Here is a 17,449-nt window from a genome sequence, read left to right on the forward strand (position 1 = left end):
TTAAAATGAAACGCATATGGTGGATCCCGCTCAGCGTCTTGCTGCTCTCGGGATGTGTGCCTTCCGTGTCGGACGAAGCGGAAGTGCTGAATACAGAAGAACAAGCAGCGGAAACGGCAATCATACCGAGCATGCAATTGGATGACCGGTACTATCGTACTCTGCTGCCTTATAAACAAAGCGCGACGCGCGGCGCAATCGTCAACCGGCTAAACTCGCGGTATGATATCCAGGAGGCGGAAAGCGGGCTCCTGCGTTTGTCTCAGCGGCAGTTTTCTCCTGACGATTATTATTTCCAGGAAGGCCAGAAAATCACCAGTGAAGATGCGAGTGCCTGGCTCAGCCGCAACAGCAAGGAAAACCCGCTCGGCCTGAATCCGGCAGATCCGCGCAACGACAAGCAGAAAGCGGACGGCGACCGTCCTCCTGCTGAGATTCTTGCGCATATCGTCGAACAGAACTACTTGGTGAAGACCGACAAGGAAACAATCCGCCTAGGCGGCGTATCCATCGGCCTGGCATTGAATTCGATTTATTACAACTCGATCGACGAAGTTTCCTATGAAGAGACGATTCCGCATGCACAGGTGGAAAAGGAAGGCAAACGGTTGGCAGGTGAAATCATCAAGCGCCTCCGTGAAAAAGAGGGCATGAAAGATGTTCCGATTGCCGTCGGCCTGTTCAAGCAGAACAGCCGCGGCGCAATTGCGCCAGGCACGTATTTCGCATACGGCGTAGCGCCGGGCGGCGAAGCGGCTGTTGCGAACTGGACGCCGGTGAAAGAGGAGTACATCATCTTCCCGACATCCGGCACGGGAGATAAATACCGCGATGTCGATACATCTTTCCGCAACTTCAAAATGGATGTGGAAGAGTACTTTTCAAATTTCACCAGTGTTATCGGCACAGGCTTTTACCAGGATGACCAATTGCGCAAATTGGAAATCGATATCCCGATCCAGTTTTATGGCTCCGCTGAACTGATCGGCTTCACCCAATACTTGACGGGATTAGTGCTGGAGCACTTCCCGGAAAATATTGAAGTGGAAGTGAGCGTGACCTCAACGAACGGTCCGGAAGCACTCGTGCTCCGAAAAGTGGGCCAGACCGAACCGATTGTTCACATTTATGATTAATTTGCACAGGAACAGAGACAGCCATGCGGCTGTCTCTATTCATTTTCTTATAAAAATGATATGATATAGCGTATGTTTACTGAATCCGGAGGTGTAGAAAAATGGCGAAAATGACAAAAGAAGAAGTAATCGAAGTAGCGCACTTGGCGCGATTGGCCATTACTGATGAAGAAGCGGAACATTTTGCAGAGCAATTGGAAGCGATCACGAATGCAATGGAGCTGCTGAATGAATTGGATACAGAAAATGTCGAACCGATGACCCACGTACTTCCAATGGTCAATGTGCTGCGTGAAGATAAATCAATTCCGGGGCTGGACCGGGAATTGGTGCTGAAAAACGTAAAAGAACATGAAGCGGGACAAATTAAAGTTCCAACCATTCTGGACTGATAAGGAGGAGAGCAAAAAATGGGATTAGCGGATAAAACTGCAGCAGAACTGCAGGAATTGATACATACAAAGGAAATGACCATTTCTGAAATGGCTGAGCAGGCGTTCAGCCGCATCGAAGCGCTTGATTCGAAAGTTGATGCCTTTCTGGCACTTGATAAAGAAGGGGCTTTAAAGCAGGCTGCCCAATTGGAAGAAACACCTCTTGAGGAGCGCGGTCCGTTGTTCGGGCTGCCGATCGGCGTAAAGGATAACATCGTTACGGAAGGCATTGAAACCACTGCTTCAAGCCGGATCCTCGAAGGGTTCAACCCGATCTACAATGCAACCGTTGTGGAAAAAATCAAAGCTGCAGGCATGGTCATTGTCGGCAAATTGAACATGGATGAATTTGCGATGGGGTCTTCCAATGAGAACTCATACTACAAAAACACGAAAAACCCATGGAACCTTGAAACCGTGCCAGGCGGATCTTCAGGCGGATCAGCCGCAGCAGTAGCTGCAGGCGAAGTGCCGTTTACGCTTGGATCAGATACCGGCGGCTCGATCCGCCAGCCAGCTGCATTTTGCGGCGTGGTGGGCATGAAGCCGACATACGGACGTGTTTCCCGCTTTGGTTTGATTGCGTATGCGTCATCTTTGGACCAGATCGGACCGATTACGCGGACAGTTAAAGACAATGCGCTGCTGCTGAACGCGATTGCAGGCCATGACGACAAGGATTCAACTTCAGCAAACGTCGAAGTGCCGGATTTCGCTGCTGCACTGACTGGCGACATCAAAGGTCTTCGCATCGGCGTTCCGAAGGAATACTTCGCAGAAGGCGTCGGCGAAGCTGCCAAACAGGCAGTCCGCGACGCATTGAAAGTGCTTGAAGAAAAGGGCGCGACATGGGAAGAGATTTCCCTGCCGCATTCGAAATATGCACTATCGACGTATTACTTGATCGCGTCTTCTGAAGCTTCATCAAACTTGTCGCGTTTTGATGGCATCCGCTACGGATACCGCACACAAAAAGCGGGCAATTTGCTTGAGTTCTATATGAATACACGTTCTGAAGGGTTCGGCGATGAAGTAAAACGCCGCATTATGCTTGGAACGTATGCACTAAGCTCAGGCTACTACGATGCCTACTACAAAAAAGCACAAAAAGTGCGCACATTGATCAAACAGGATTTCGATAAAGCGTTTGAACAATACGATGTCATCATCGGGCCAACAACGCCGACGCCAGCATTTAAAATCGGCGAAAAAATCGACGATCCACTGACGATGTATGCAAACGATATTTTGACGATTCCTGTCAACTTGGCAGGGGTTCCGGCGATATCAGTTCCTTGCGGTTTTGACAATGGCTTGCCGCTTGGCTTGCAAATCATCGGGAAATATTTTGATGAAGAAACGGTTTACCGCGTTGCTGACGTTTTCGAGCAGGCAACCGATTTCCATAAAAAAACTCCTCAAGTTTGGGAGGGAGCTGCACAATGAATTTTGAAACAATCATCGGCCTCGAAGTACACGTCGAGCTAAAAACAGAATCGAAAATGTTCTCTCCAGCACCGGCTCATTTCGGCGCAGAACCGAACACCAATACAAACGTGATCGATCTTGGCTACCCAGGCGTTTTGCCGGTCGTCAACAAAACTGCCGTGGACTGGGCGATGAAAGCAGCATTAGCGTTAAACTGCCAAATCAACCGCCACACGAAATTCGACCGCAAAAACTATTTCTATCCGGACAACCCGAAAGCTTATCAGATTTCCCAGTTTGATGAGCCGATCGGCGAACACGGCTGGATCGAAATCGAAGTAAAAGGCGAGAAAAAACGCATCGGCATTACGCGCCTCCACATGGAAGAAGATGCCGGCAAACTGACGCATACGGGCAATGGCCATTCATTGGTCGACCTTAACCGCCAAGGCACACCGCTGATTGAAATCGTGTCAGAACCGGATATCCGCACACCGGAAGAAGCTTATGCCTACTTGGAAAAAATCAAAGCGATCATCCAGTACACAGGCGTTTCTGATGTGCGCATGGAAGAAGGCTCGCTCCGCTGCGACGCCAACATTTCATTGCGTCCGTATGGCCAGGAACAATTCGGCACAAAAACCGAATTGAAAAACTTGAACTCGTTCAACTTTGTGCGCAAAGGCATCGAGCACGAGCAAGTCCGCCAGGAGCAAGTATTGCTTTCAGGCGGCATCATCGAACAGGAAACCCGCCGCTACGATGAATCGACAGGAAAAACCCTTTTGATGCGCGTGAAAGAAGGATCGGACGATTACCGTTACTTCCCGGAACCGGATCTTGTCGATATCGTCATCGACGACGCTTGGCTGGAACGCGTACGTGCAGAAATCCCGGAACTTCCGGATGCCCGCAAAGCGCGCTATGTTTCTGAACTGGGCTTGTCATCCTATGATGCGATGGTCTTGACTCTGGCAAAACCGATTTCGGATTTCTTTGAAGCGACAGTTGCGGCCGGCGCGGATGCAAAACTTGCATCCAACTGGCTGATGGGCGAAGTTTCCGCTTACTTGAACGCCGAACAAAAAGAATTGAGCGAGACCCAATTGACTCCTGAAGGCTTGGCCGGCATGATCAAGCTGATTTCGGACGGCACGATTTCTTCGAAAATCGCCAAGAAAGTCTTCAAGGAATTGATTGAAAAAGGCGGAGACGCGAACGATATCGTCAAAGCAAAAGGCCTTGTCCAAATTTCGGACGAAGGCACATTGCGTGAATTTGTTACGGCTTCTTTGGATAACAATCCGCAATCGATCGAAGACTTCAAAAACGGCAAAGACCGTGCAATCGGCTTCCTGGTAGGCCAAATCATGAAGCAGACAAAAGGGCAGGCGAACCCGCCATTGCTCAACAAAATCCTGCTTGAAGAAATCGCAAAAAGATAAAGGAACGGCTCGCTTTGCGGGCCGTTTTTCTCTGCCTGCAGTGTATGGGTTGAAGCTTCCCAGCCGGACAAGTAAACTAAGATAAAGGAGAAGTGATTGATAATGACGACTGAACAGCAGTATTTTGAAGATGCAATAACATTGGAAAGCTATATGGCTCAGATGGAGTCGAATCAAGACAAGTCCTATTCGGTTTATGAGAAATTCGAACTGCCGGAAGATCCGGAATTCATTTCCCTGTTGAAAGAGAAGCAGCCGCATGTGCTGGTAATTACGGAAGACTGGTGCGGAGACGCGATGATGAACAATTCCATTCTCCGCAAGCTGGCTGAAGCAGCCGGGCTGAAGGTCCGCTGTGTCTACCGCGACCAGAATCTTGAATTGATGGAGCGCTACTTGACCAACGGCGGCCGTTCCATTCCCAAATACATCATTCTTTCCCAGGACGGGGAAGTGCTCGGGGACTGGGGTCCGCGTGCACCCAAAGTGCAGGAGTTTGTCGACGAGAAAAAATCCGTGCTGCCTGAAAAGAACGATCCGCAATATGACCTTCATATGAAGACGGTCATCGGCGAAATCTCGGACGGTTTCACTTGGAACCAGGATTTCTGGCAGGCTGTATATGAGGATCTTCGCAAGACATTCAAGGAAAGCTTGAAATAAGGAAAGCCGGCAATATGTCGGTTTTTTTCCTGCAAGGAACTTTTCCGCCAGCAAGAGGTCCTATTTTTGTATAAAGAACGTGGAGAAAGGCTGAGTCTCGTATGAAACGTGCACGAATCATTTATAACCCGACTTCCGGCCGGGAATTGTTCCGCAAACATCTGCCGGAAGTGCTTGAGAAGATGGAACAGGCGGGATATGAAACATCTTGCCACGCAACAACTGGTGAAGGCGATGCGACCGTCGCAGCGGCGGCTGCCGTAGAAAGGAAATTCGACTTGATTGTTGCGGTGGGCGGCGATGGCACATTGAACGAAGTGGTTTCGGGGGTTTCCGGTTTTCCGGAGCGCCCCAAAATCGGTCTGATTCCGATGGGGACGACAAATGATTTTGCCCGGGCTGTTCATATTCCGCGCGATATCAATAAAGCTGTCGACATCATCATCCAGGGCGAATCGATTCCGGTCGACGTCGGTTTGATGAACGACCGCCATTTCATCAATATTGCCGGGGGCGGCAGGCTTACCGAGCTGACGTATGAAGTGCCCAGCAAGTTGAAAACGATGCTGGGGCAGATGGCGTATTATTTAAAGGGCATCGAAATGCTGCCATCGATCCGTTCCTCGAAAGTCCGCATCGAATATGATGGGGAAGTTTTCGATGACCATGCCATGATGTTCTTGATCGGCCTGACGAACTCGGTTGGCGGCTTCGAGAAATTGGCGCCGGATGCCAGCATCAACGACGGCAAGTTCACCTTGCTCATTCTGAAGGAATTGAACATGGCGGAATTTATTCGTGTGGCATCGTTGGCTCTCCGCGGCGAACACTTATCCGATCCGCATGTCATTTATGCGAAAGCCAGCAAGATTTCAGTCACTTCCGATGAGCGCGTGCTTTTGAATTTGGACGGCGAATACGGCGGCTTGCTGCCGGCGACGTTTGAAAACCTGGGCCGCCATATTGAAGTACTGGTCCCGCTTTCATCCATCCAGGACAAAGATCGGAAATAAGAAAAGATTTGATTGAAACAGAAAAGCCGGATCGGTATGCGATTCGGCTTTTTTGCACCTTGATTTTATGGGAAGGGGATGCCGTACATGCAGTTTTTGATAATCGGGGACGTCCATGGCTGCTTTCATACGTTTCGGACGATGGCAGAGAAAAACTGGGACAAGGAAACTGAAACGCTGATCCAGCTGGGCGACTTGATTGACCGCGGAAAAAATTCGCCGCAAATGGTTTCGTGGGCCAGGAAGCTGAGCGCGGATTATCCAAACCGGGTGCACTTCTTGAAAGGGAACCATGAACATGAAATGCAGCAGCACTTCTTTCATGAACCGAATCCCAATTGGCTTCGGCAAGGAGGGGCAGAAACCATCCGTCAGTATGAAAATGAAAAACGAGATTGCCGGGACGATGCCGCCTGGCTCAGCCGGCTGCCATTGTTCTTTGAAAGCAGCCATTTGTATGTGAGCCATGCAGGGATATCAGAAGTGGCACAGGATCCAATGGCAGAAGGCAGCGAATTCGGCATCCTTTGGAACCGCAGCCGCTTGAAAAATATTGGGAAACTGCAGGTCATCGGCCATACTCCCCGGGAGCGGCCGATCTACGATGCAACGGCAGATGCCTGGAATATTGACACTGGAGCTGCCTATGGCAGGTATTTGACGGGCGTGAGAATCAGCGGCAGCGGGGAAGTGCTGGAGTTTTTAAAAGTGGAGACGGATGAGCGGGACCTCTAGAGGGCTTTCCACATAAAAAAGGGGCTGTCCAGAAAGGGTTGCTGTCCATTGCGGCGGACGCTATACCGTTGGAATCGCCGCCTCCATTCCCAGCAGCCATTTATAGCAAATTGAAAAGACCGAAGGAGAAAAAGCAATGCTTTTTCTCCTTCGGTCTTTAGTTTGGAGCTTTTAGAAAGCTCCTTTTTGAATTGGTAAGAGTGCAATTTTTTACTCCATCAGCTCAAGGGCTGCGTCTTGTCCGGCAGCGAGTTTCGGGCAGTTCTCGACCGGCTCCCAATGGAACTGGAACGTCCGGCCGTTGTCCCGGCCATCGCTGACAATTTTGTGCTCCCAATAATCCACCTTTTCTCCGGTGTACTCAAAATGGAAGATGTTGCGTTCGTATACTTTATCCTGGTGTTCGGGATAATAATTGTACTTGTGGATCTTGCCGACGAATTCCAGGACGGCGCGCGGCAATCCGGTTTCTTCCTGCACTTCGCGGTACAGCGCATCGATCAGCATTTCTCCATCTTCAATCGTCCCCCCGGGAACCTGCAATCCGGCTTCCGGCTCTCCCTGGTGCTCGAAAACAAGCAGTTCTTTCTGCTCTTCGGGCCCTCTCGTAATATAAGCGAATACTTTTCGTCTTGTCCTCATGATGCATCATCCTTTTTTATTGTTCTAATCAGAATACTAAATATTTAGAAATATTTCAATAGATTTGTTTATAGGGATGTCACAAGTTATTCAAAGGTGCCCGGAAAAATGGCAATCGGCAAGGTTTAGAAAGAGAGCGGGAAGGAGAGATAATGTACAATGGGAATGTAAGCAACAGAACGGAAATTTTTTGGGTTTGAAAGGAGAAATACTGAAATGGGATTTGAAGATACAGCTTTATTGAGCCGTATTCTGACTCTAATGACGCTTTCATTCCATATTTTATATGCGACGATCGGCGTCGGCGTTCCGCTCATGATCATGATTGCGCAATGGGTGGGCATCAAGAAGAATGATGAGCATTACATCCTGCTCGCTCGGCGTTGGGCACGCGGCTTCGTCATCACTGTGGCGGTCGGCGTAGTAACAGGTACCGCCATCGGGCTTCAGCTATCGCTGCTATGGCCGAATTTCATGCAGCTTGCCGGCAACGTCATCGCATTGCCGCTGTTCATGGAAGTATTCGCCTTTTTCTTTGAAGCGATTTTCCTCGGCATCTATCTGTATACGTGGGACCGCTTCGAGGACCAGCGCAAGCATTTATTATTGCTGATTCCTGTAGCGCTTGGCGCTGCCGCTTCATCTGTATTCATCACCATCGTCAATGCGTTCATGAACTCGCCGCAAGGCTTTGAAATCCTGAACGGCGAATTGGTGAACGTATCGCCGCTGCTCGCTATCTTCAATCCGGCGGTGCCGACCAAAGTGGCGCACGTTGTCGCAACAGCTTTCATGACATCCGCTTTTGTGCTGGCTTCCATTGCAGCGCTGCGGCTGATTCGCGGTTCGGACCACGTCTACCATAAAAAAGCGCTGTTCTTGACGATGAAACTCGGGTTGGTCTTTTCAATTGCGACAGCCATCATCGGCGACTTTTCAGGGAAGTACCTGGCAGAATACCAGCCGGAAAAATTGGCTGCAGCTGAATGGCATTTCGAAACGGAAGGCAATGCGGATTTGGTGCTATTCGGGGTATTGGACGGCGAGGAACCGAAATACGCAATCCGGATTCCATATGCATTAAGCATTCTTGCACACGGTATGCCGGGAGCTGAAGTGACCGGGCTGAATGAATTCCCGGAAGATGAACGGCCGCCGCTGTGGATCCATTACTTGTTCGACTTGATGGTCAGCATTGGCATGTGGCTTGCGTTCTTCTCCTTCGTCTACGTGGTCGGCGCTTGGCGCGGCTGGGCGATTGTCCGCGCGAAATGGTTCCGCTGGCTGACGCTCTTGACCGGTCCGCTGGCGCTCATCGCAATTGAAGCCGGCTGGTGGTTCACGGAAGTCGGACGCCAACCGTGGATTCTCCGCGGCTACATGAGAACAAGCGAAGCCGCAACTACGAGCGGACAAGTCGATTTGATGATCATCTTGTTCGCGGGACTGTACTTCATACTTGGCATCGGGACGATTGTCGTTTTGTCTCGCATGTACAAACGGAATCCGGTGGAAAAAGAATTGGCTGACCGGGAAGCGCAAAAAGGCGGTGGGCGAGGATGACACTTGAAATAATCGGAATATCGGTGCTTTGGCTGTTTCTATTCCTTTACGTCATCGTCGCTTCGATCGACTTCGGGGCCGGATTCTTTAATGCCTACAGCGCCTTCACCAACAAACAGCATATTTTGACAGGGATCATCCAGCGCTATCTGTCACCGGTGTGGGAAGTGACAAACGTCTTTTTCGTCTTCTTCTTCGTCGGCATCATCGGGTTTTTCCCGCAGACGGCCTTCTATTACGGAACGACATTGCTCATTCCGGCAAGCATCGCATTGGTGCTCTTGTCGATCCGCGGGTCGTATTACGCTTTCGCGACATACGGGGCGAAAATTAACCACCGCGGCTATATCTATATGTACGGCCTTTCCGGCTTGCTGCTGCCGGCATCTTTATCGCCGGTGCTGGCTATGTCTGAAGGCGGGTTCATCAAGCTGGACGGCGCTAAGCCGTATCTGGATTATTGGGCGCTGTTCACAAGCCCGCTGATGTGGAGCATCGTCGTCCTCAGTTTGGCGGCAGTCCTTTATATCTCCGCTGTATTCCTGACATGGTATGCGAATAAAGCCGGAGATGCGAAGGCGACAGACCTGATGCGCAAATATGCGCTTGTCTGGGCCGGGCCCGCCATCATCACGGCAACCGGCATCATCTTCGAATTGCGTGGCCACAATTTCATGCATTATGAACGCTTGCTTGATTTGTGGTGGGTTTTCGGAATTTCGTTCCTTCTCTTCCTGGGAACGGTCTACCTGATCTGGAAACGCCGCAGCTACGGACTTGCCTTCATCTTGCTTGTGGGGCAATTCTTCACTGCATTCTTTGCATACGGCGTATCGCATTTCCCGTATTTGCTGTATCCGTACCTGACCATCTATGACAGCTTCACGAATGATACGATGGCGATCGCGTTGATCATTGCGTTTATCGCAGGGCTCGGTTTGCTGCTGCCGTCGCTGTATCTTTTATTCCGCCTGTTCTTGTTCGACAAGGATTATGTCAAAGGCAAATCGGATTACCACGCTTAAAGGAGGCATTTTAGATGCAGGACTTTCTCATATTTTATGCACCGTTTCTCGTCTTGTTCGCTGCCATTGGCTTCGGGTTCTGGATATCCTTGAAGGATGGAATCGTATCAAAAGAAAAGAAATAAGGGACGCGCGCAGGCCTTTTGCCTGCCGCGTTTTTTTGTTGTATGATAGAGCAATGCGAAACGGAGTGAACGAATTGAAACCAGTACAAAAAAATGACCGTTTGTCCGTCTATGTGGAAGATTTGACGCATGACGGAGCAGGCGTTGCGAAAGTCGACGGCTATCCGCTTTTCATCCAAGGCGCTTTGCCGGGTGAAGATGTGAAGGTCCATGTCCTAAAAACCTTGAAATCCTATGGCTTTGCCAAATTGATCGAAATCGAAAAAGAATCGCCGTTCCGGGTGAAAGCGCCGTGTCCGGTATTTGATACGTGCGGGGGCTGCCAGATTCAGCATTTGTCCTACGAAGGGCAGCTGGCCTTTAAAGGGAACATGGTCCGTAATGCGATTACCCGCATCGGAAAATTGCCGGATGTTCCGGTGCATCCTGTAAAAGGCATGGACAATCCATGGCGCTACCGCAATAAATCACAGATACCGTTCGGCACCGATAACGGCCGCGTAGTGGCAGGCTTCTATGAAAGCCGCTCCCACAATATTGCCGATACGGACATCTGCCTGATCCAGACGATGGAAGCCGATGCCATCATGTCCGGCTTGAAGCAGAGCCTGCATGAAATGGGCATCGAACCTTACGAAGAAGAAACGCATCGCGGCCAGCTGCGCCACGTCGTGGTACGGAAAGGCCGGGCAACCGGCGAAATCATGGTGACGTTGGTCACGAAAAAGAAGAAATTCCCGCAAAGCGAACGCGCAGTTGAATTGATCCGCTCGTTTGTACCGGAAGTTACGTCAATCATTCAGAACGTCAACCCGGAAAAGACCAATGTCATTTTCGGCGATGAGACGCTGACGCTTTGGGGCAAAGATGTGATCGAAGACCGGATCGGCGATGTGCGTTTCGAGATATCGGCACGGTCGTTCTACCAGATCAACCCGGAACAGACCGAAGTGCTTTACGGACAAGCGTTGGAATATGCCCAATTGACAGGCGACGAAACGGTGATTGACGCTTATTGCGGCATCGGGACCATTTCGTTGTTCCTGGCACAAAAAGCGAAATTCGTCATGGGTGTGGAAATCGTGCCGCAGGCGATCGAAGACGCCAAGCGAAACGCGGAGCTGAACGGCTTCTCGAATACGCTTTTTGAAGCAGGCCCGGCGGAACAGGTGATTCCGCGCTGGTATAAAGAAGGCAAGACAGCAGACGTCCTCGTTGTCGACCCGCCGCGCAAAGGCTGCGACGAGCAATTATTGCAGACGATCCTGAAGCAGCGTCCGGGGCGCGTCGTCTACGTTTCCTGCAACCCGGCGACACTTGCACGCGATCTGCGGATCCTCGAAGACGGCGGCTACCGGACAAAAGAAGTCCAGCCGGTCGACATGTTCCCGCAGACCACGCATTGTGAAGCGGTCGCTTGGTTGGAACTGGCTGACTAATTAGAAATTAAAATAGTTATTATTGTTTTTTTATTTCTTTATCATTAGATTTATCATTATTGGATAAAAAATAGCCGTATTAAAAGTGTCATTATACAAAAAAATAACGATTAGTTAATTCTATTTGGTAAATAAATGGGCAAAACTGATATAATAATTTTAGTTTTTAATTTATAAATTTTCCTTTTTAGACGTCAAAATAAGATAGAAGTGTTGAGAGTCATACTTTAAGTTTCCCCAAACTCATTTAGATTATTACGTTAAATTAAATACAAATGAAAATATAAATATCTTTATTAGTTGAATTAAATATATAGTATTGTTGAATATTTATAATTAACATAGTAGTTGAAAGATTAATTTGAGCGAAAGAGCGTGATAGTATGACTGAATTACAAGCACCCCGTGATAATTCCTTAATAGTTAGAGAAAACATCGCATCTTATGAAACTTCTTTGAAGAGTTTTTTAGAATTCAATGGTTTACCGACAGAAAATGTGTTAACGGTAGTACAGCAAAGAATCGTGGTATTTTCCAATGTGGATAATGCGCTAATGAATTTACCACCCGATCTTAAAAGTACATCAAATTACATTTCAAAGTTTATCGCTGCTTCAAGTGCAGGTTTATTCGATGCAGCTTTAAATTATTTATGGAATGAAACGATTCAAGAGTTACGACGTAGAGTAGCGCACTATGATTTAGGTTATTTTTACGATACAGCTGTTGCGAGTCCAGAAAAGCGTAAAAGTTTAGTTGACGAAGAGGATTTAGAAAAGTTAAGTGATGCGGAATTAATTTATGGAGCAAAAGAAATAGGATTAATTTCAGATGTAGGGTTTCAGCATCTAGATTATATAAAATATATGCGAAATTGGGCCAGTGCAGCCCATCCTAACCAAGTAGAAATAACAGGCTTACAATTAATTTCATGGTTAGAAACATGTATTAACGAAGTTATATCTTTACCGCTTTCAAGTGTAACTTTAGAAATACGAAAATTATTGGCCAATGTAAAAACAAATACATTAACTCCAGAAATCGCAAAGGTTATAGGGAATTTTTTTGATACATTAACTAATGATCAAATTAATAATCTTTTATCAGGTTTCTTTGGAATATATACAAGAAAAACCACTACCGAACAAGTGAAAGATAATATTAAGTTGATAATCCCATATTTGTGGGGATTTACAAATGAGGAACAGCGTCATAACATTGGCTTGAAATACGGGAAGTACTCTGTAAATAATTTTGTCGAAGAAGAAAAACTTGCTCGCGAGTTTTTAGAAATTGTTGAAGGACAATCTTATATACCTGAAAAAATTAGAGCAACAGAAATTGATACTGCTTTAGATGAATTATTAATTGCGCACAGAGGAACAAATAACTTTTATTCCGAGCCAGCATTTGCAAGAGAAGTGAAAAGGTTAATTGGCGAAGGAGAAATACCTGACACTATTAAAAATAAATATATAGAATCTATAGTAGAAGTTTTTTTAAGTAATGGTAGTGGTATTGCTTGGAATGCAGAACCAGTCTATCAAGAATTGTTTGTAAAGTTTAATAGTGATATGGCTTTAAAAGCTATTTTAACGATATTTGATAAGCGTATTAAAGGACTACTAAGCAATAGCAAATTAAGAAGGGATCAATATTTAAAAATGGTTCATTTACTTAAGCCAAAAGTTACTTCTAGGTCAGCTCAAGAACTTATTGATTTGATTCTAGAATTTCCAGGTCCTATTGATAAAATTGAAATGGATGCAAAATTCACTAAGTTATCTGAGCCATTATTGAAGCTTTTATAGTTTCGAAATATAACTAGGATCTAATTGTTTGAGATTTTTAAAAATTAATATTTACTAAATAAGGATTTGGATGGAATTAGTAGGCTGATTGTATACTAAGTTTGTTTTCTCTTATTTTATTAAGTTGTGTTGTTAGAATAACGAATATAATAATTGCTGAAGTTACAAAGCAGACAATTTAGAAGTATGGAAAGTACTTTTGAATAATCTGCTTTTTCTATGAAATGAGAGGTTTGATAATATGAAAGAAAATTTTTGGCAGGAGCTGCCGAAACCGTTTTTTGTCCTCGCGCCAATGGAAGATGTGACGGATGTCGTATTTCGCCATGTCATCAGCCAAGCCGGCCGGCCGGACGTATTTTTCACGGAATTCACGAACACGGAAAGCTATTGCCATCCGGAAGGGATCAAAAGTGTGCGCGGGCGTTTGTTGTTTACGGAAGACGAACAGCCGATGGTGGCGCACATCTGGGGGGACAAGCCTGAGTATTTCCGCCAGATGAGCATCGGCATGGCTGAGATGGGATTCAAGGGCATCGACATCAACATGGGATGCCCTGTCCCGAATGTTGCAACTAGAGGGAAAGGAAGCGGCCTGATCCTGCGCCCGGATGCTGCTGCAGAAATAATTGAAGCAGCAAAAGCCGGCGGACTTCCCGTCAGCGTGAAGACCCGGCTGGGTTATTCGGAAATTGATGAATGGAAGGAATGGCTGGCACACATCCTCCGCCAGGACATCGCCAATCTATCGATCCATTTGCGGACCCGGAAAGAAATGAGCCAAGGAGAGGCGCACTGGGAGCTGATTCCGGAAATCAAGGAATTGCGCGACCGCATCGCCCCCGAAACGCTATTGACCATCAACGGGGATATCCTTGACCGCCAAATGGGGCTGGAACTTGTGGAAAAGTACGGAGTTGATGGCGTGATGATCGGCCGGGGCGTTTTCAAAAATCCGTTCGCTTTTGAAAAAGAGCCGAGAGAGCATAGCAGCAAGGAATACTTGGATCTTTTAAGGCTGCAGCTTGATCTCCACGATCAATACATGGAAGAATTGCCGCGCCCGGTCACCGGGCTCCACCGCTTTTTCAAAATATACGTCAAAGGCTTCCGGGGTGCGGGTGAATTGAGGAATCAATTGATGAACACAAAAACGACCGAGGAAGTAAGAACTTTGCTGGAAAGTTTTGAAATGGAACTTGTGGAGTGAGTTGGCCACTTGACGTGCAGAGCAGCGGTTTGCTGACCATAAGTTGAAAAGGATAAACCAAAATGGAAAGCCTGGAAGTCGGCATCGACTCCCGGGCTTTTCTCATTTATGATGAAGTTACACCAAAACAAGATTGATGCAAAAAAGGGAGGATTCGCTTTGATCATCCGGAGAGTGTTCTATAAATTGACCAGTCTGTCGTGGCTAATCCTGACATGGTCCACGATCCTGCTTATCGTATTTACCACAATCCTATTGCCGGTCATTGAGCCTGAGACATTCACGAATTACCTCGATTCGTTCTGGTTCACCATGACGACGATCCTGACTGTCGGCTATGGGGATATATCGCCTGCCACCAGTGCGGGCAAAATCTACACCATCCTCTTTTTATATGTACTTGGCATCGGGCTGTTTGCAACATTTATCGGAAAAGCGTTCGATAGTTTTGGATTGCTGAGAAAACGCAGGGAAGGCGGGGATTTGATGTTTGAAGAGAAAAACCATATCGTCATCATTGATTGGTCGCATAAAGCGGAAATTGCGATAAAGGAAATACTGGCACGCGATCCGAAAAGGATGATCGTCGTCATCGATAAATTGGAGAAGGCAAAAGAGCTGCACGACCGCATCCATTATGTGCGGGGGAATGCGACCGAATCAGAGACGCTGAACAAAGCGAATATCCGCCACGCAAAAGCAGTGTTGATTTTTGCGGATGACAACATCGGCGATCAGATGCTGACGGACGGCAAGTCACTGATGATCGCTTGTGCAGTCGAAAGAATCGCTCCGGGGGTACATACGACCGTTGAAGTGGAAAGGGAAGAGCATGTCGAGAATTTTTCGCATGTGAAAATCGACAAGTTTATCCTGGCGAATGGAACGATTGCAAAAGCGGCTGTCGATTCGATTTTCTAGGCAGCATAAAATTGTCCGGTAAAAAATGATGATGCTTTTTTCCAAAAGAGGTTTTATCCATTCCTGCAGCAGGGTAAAGAGAATGGAAGACTTCTACAAGGAGAGAAAGAGCAAAATGGAACAAATACCAGAATCGAAATTCGAAGATAAACGATCCATCATCATTGACCAATTGGTAGAGCAGAACGTCTTTAAGATCGACGGCAGGCAGCTGTATGAATTGTCACTATATGAATTGATGAAAACTTATACAGAAGATCTATAAGCCGGCCCCCCTCCGGCTTTTTTTAATGGGCAGAATGCGGAAGAATCATGGAAATGGAGGAAGCGCGATGCATCATAAAAAATTGGAAGACTACCGGCGGGAACGGCTGGATGAAATGTCTATCAAAGAACTCCAACAGGAAATGGTGGAAGGGAAGCTGACAGCGGAGGAGCTTGTACTGATGTATAAAGAAAATATTTCCTTGCGCGACCAGAATACCAATGCGGTCCTTGAAATCAATCCGGACGCCCTGCAGATAGCCCAGGCGCGTGATTTCGAACGGAGCCAAGGGCGTGTGCGTTCGCCGCTCCACGGGATTCCGATCCTCGTGAAAGATAATATGGATACGAACGACAAGATGCACACCAGTGCCGGGTCGCTTGCTTTGAAAGACCATTATGCACTGCAGGATGCGCATGTTGTGAAAAAGCTGCGCGAAGCGGGGGCAGTCATACTCGGCAAAACGAATATCACGGAATGGGCAAATTTCATGTCGGACAAAATGACCAACGGCTACAGCTCAAGGGGCGGGCAAGTGAAAAACCCCTACGGTGCATTCGATGTCGGCGGATCCAGTTCCGGGTCCGCTGCAGCGGTAGCTTCCAATCTGGCGGTTGCCGCGCTCGGCACAGAAACCTCCGGATCCATCATCAATCCGGCTTCACAGAACAGCTTGGTGGGCATCAAGCCGACCATGGGGCTCGCCAGCCGGAGCGGAATCATTCCGCTGTCGCACACCCAGGACATTCCAGGGCCGTTAGCCCGGACTGTCGAAGATGCCGTGGCGGTTTTTGCGGCCATTATCGGCCATGACCCGGAGGATGAAATCACAGTTTATGCAGAGCCGTTTGAAGATTATGCTTGGGAACAGCATTTCAACAAAGACGGCCTGAATGGCATCCGGTTCGGAGTGCCGCGGAATTTATTCGACGAAAAGATTTCGGCGGAAGAACGGGAAGCGTTTGAAGGGGCACTGGAAAAGCTACGGGAATGCGGAGCAGAAATCGTCGACAATATCGATCTTGGCGCTAGTCAGGAAGACCTCGGATTCGCCGTGCTGCTGCATGAGTTCAAAGCGGACTTGAATGATTATTTGGCGCGTTCGAACCCGGAAAATCCGATCCGTTCACTGGATGACGTCATTGCATTCAACAACGAACATTCCGATCGGATGCTGAAGTTCGGCCAGAACCTGCTCGAACAAACAAACAGCATGACCGGGAAGTTGACCGAGCGGGAATACGTCGAAGCACTCGAACGCAACCGGTTCCTCGCTGCAGAACAGGGAATCCGGGCAACACTGAAAGAAGCCGGTGCGGATGCCCTGCTTTTGCCGAAGGACTATGGCTGCAATATAGCTGCTGCCGCAGGCTTCCCGTCAGTCACCGTGCCGTTCGGCCTGACGGAAACACAGGAACCATTCAGCATCACGTTCACCGGCAAGGCGTTCAGCGAACCCGTCTTAATCGAATACGCCTACGCGTTCGAGCAGGCGGTGCAAGGGCGCAGAAAACCATAATGGCATAAAGCTGGAAAAAGGCAGAGCCCAAATCAAGCTCTGCCTCAGATTGTAGACAAAGTCTAATTCGAATGA

Annotated in this window: 17 protein-coding genes; 16 read left to right on the top strand and 1 reads right to left on the bottom strand. The window is 47.9% G+C overall.

Going from position 1 to position 17,449, the window contains the following annotated elements; translation table 11 throughout:
* Nucleotides 1-5: 5 nt before the first annotated feature.
* From ACFSDB_RS16735 to ACFSDB_RS16765, 7 genes are all read left to right on the top strand, one after another.
* Nucleotides 6-1,136 (top strand): CamS family sex pheromone protein, encoded by a 1,131-nt coding sequence (locus ACFSDB_RS16735; protein ID WP_204893638.1) that lies wholly within the window; start codon nt 6-8, stop codon nt 1,134-1,136.
* 101 nt (nt 1,137-1,237) lie between these two features.
* Nucleotides 1,238-1,528, top strand: a complete 291-nt coding sequence (gene gatC / locus ACFSDB_RS16740) for an Asp-tRNA(Asn)/Glu-tRNA(Gln) amidotransferase subunit GatC (protein ID WP_204893639.1) — start codon at nt 1,238-1,240, stop codon at nt 1,526-1,528.
* An 18-nt stretch (nt 1,529-1,546) separates the two neighbouring features.
* Nucleotides 1,547-3,016, top strand: coding sequence for an Asp-tRNA(Asn)/Glu-tRNA(Gln) amidotransferase subunit GatA (gene gatA, locus ACFSDB_RS16745; RefSeq protein WP_204893640.1), 1,470 nt, complete (start codon nt 1,547-1,549; stop codon nt 3,014-3,016).
* Nucleotides 3,013-4,443, top strand: a complete 1,431-nt coding sequence (gatB, locus tag ACFSDB_RS16750) for an Asp-tRNA(Asn)/Glu-tRNA(Gln) amidotransferase subunit GatB (RefSeq protein WP_204893641.1) — start codon at nt 3,013-3,015, stop codon at nt 4,441-4,443. Before gatA ends, gatB begins: the two co-directional genes overlap by 4 nt.
* A 102-nt stretch (nt 4,444-4,545) precedes the next feature.
* Entirely contained in the window at nt 4,546-5,106 is a 561-nt protein-coding gene (locus tag ACFSDB_RS16755; RefSeq protein WP_204893642.1) for a thioredoxin family protein, read from the top strand.
* 101 nt (nt 5,107-5,207) lie between these two features.
* On the top strand, nt 5,208-6,119 hold the full coding sequence (locus ACFSDB_RS16760; protein WP_204893643.1) for a diacylglycerol kinase: 912 nt from the start codon (nt 5,208-5,210) through the stop codon (nt 6,117-6,119).
* 87 nt (nt 6,120-6,206) lie between these two features.
* Nucleotides 6,207-6,854: a metallophosphoesterase family protein gene (locus ACFSDB_RS16765; RefSeq protein WP_204893644.1), complete on the top strand. Its 648-nt coding sequence runs from the start codon at nt 6,207-6,209 to the stop codon at nt 6,852-6,854.
* A 210-nt stretch (nt 6,855-7,064) separates the two neighbouring features.
* Here the strand turns inward: ACFSDB_RS16765 and ACFSDB_RS16770 are convergent, their stop codons facing one another.
* Nucleotides 7,065-7,496 carry an NUDIX hydrolase gene (locus ACFSDB_RS16770; RefSeq protein WP_204893645.1) on the bottom strand — a complete coding sequence of 144 codons (432 nt, stop codon included), beginning with the start codon at nt 7,494-7,496 and terminating at the stop codon, nt 7,065-7,067.
* Between the two features lie 216 nt (nt 7,497-7,712).
* Between ACFSDB_RS16770 and ACFSDB_RS16775 the strand changes: the two genes are divergently transcribed.
* The 9 genes from ACFSDB_RS16775 to ACFSDB_RS16815 all read left to right on the top strand — a co-directional run bounded on the left by ACFSDB_RS16775 (nt 7,713) and on the right by ACFSDB_RS16815 (nt 17,374).
* Nucleotides 7,713-9,059, top strand: coding sequence for a cytochrome ubiquinol oxidase subunit I (locus ACFSDB_RS16775; RefSeq protein WP_204893646.1), 1,347 nt, complete (start codon nt 7,713-7,715; stop codon nt 9,057-9,059).
* A complete protein-coding gene (locus ACFSDB_RS16780) occupies nt 9,056-10,084 on the top strand; it encodes a cytochrome d ubiquinol oxidase subunit II (protein WP_204893647.1) in 1,029 nt (342 codons plus the stop codon). Before ACFSDB_RS16775 ends, ACFSDB_RS16780 begins: the two co-directional genes overlap by 4 nt.
* 14 nt (nt 10,085-10,098) lie before the next feature.
* Nucleotides 10,099-10,209 carry a cytochrome bd oxidase small subunit CydS family protein gene (cydS, locus tag ACFSDB_RS16785; RefSeq protein ID WP_377340689.1) on the top strand — a complete coding sequence of 37 codons (111 nt, stop codon included), beginning with the start codon at nt 10,099-10,101 and terminating at the stop codon, nt 10,207-10,209.
* 74 nt (nt 10,210-10,283) lie between these two features.
* On the top strand, nt 10,284-11,648 hold the full coding sequence (gene rlmD, locus ACFSDB_RS16790) for a 23S rRNA (uracil(1939)-C(5))-methyltransferase RlmD (RefSeq protein ID WP_377340692.1): 1,365 nt from the start codon (nt 10,284-10,286) through the stop codon (nt 11,646-11,648).
* A gap of 383 nt (nt 11,649-12,031) precedes the next feature.
* Nucleotides 12,032-13,459, top strand: coding sequence for a hypothetical protein (locus tag ACFSDB_RS16795; protein ID WP_204893649.1), 1,428 nt, complete (start codon nt 12,032-12,034; stop codon nt 13,457-13,459).
* Nucleotides 13,460-13,700: 241 nt separating this feature from the next.
* Complete coding sequence (locus ACFSDB_RS16800; RefSeq protein ID WP_204893650.1) at nt 13,701-14,669, top strand: tRNA dihydrouridine synthase; 969 nt, start codon at nt 13,701-13,703, stop codon at nt 14,667-14,669.
* A 159-nt stretch (nt 14,670-14,828) separates the two neighbouring features.
* The gene (locus ACFSDB_RS16805) at nt 14,829-15,590 is read left to right on the top strand and encodes a potassium channel family protein (protein WP_204893651.1); all 762 of its coding nucleotides are present in this window, start codon (nt 14,829-14,831) and stop codon (nt 15,588-15,590) included.
* A gap of 115 nt (nt 15,591-15,705) precedes the next feature.
* The gene (locus tag ACFSDB_RS16810; protein WP_204893652.1) at nt 15,706-15,855 is read left to right on the top strand and encodes a Fur-regulated basic protein FbpA; all 150 of its coding nucleotides are present in this window, start codon (nt 15,706-15,708) and stop codon (nt 15,853-15,855) included.
* Nucleotides 15,856-15,922: 67 nt separating this feature from the next.
* Complete coding sequence (locus ACFSDB_RS16815) at nt 15,923-17,374, top strand: amidase family protein (RefSeq protein ID WP_204893653.1); 1,452 nt, start codon at nt 15,923-15,925, stop codon at nt 17,372-17,374.
* Nucleotides 17,375-17,449 lie beyond the last annotated feature (75 nt).

The sequence above is a fragment of the Planococcus chinensis genome (assembly GCF_042681545.1).
In the GTDB taxonomy this organism is placed as follows: domain Bacteria; phylum Bacillota; class Bacilli; order Bacillales_A; family Planococcaceae; genus Planococcus; species Planococcus chinensis.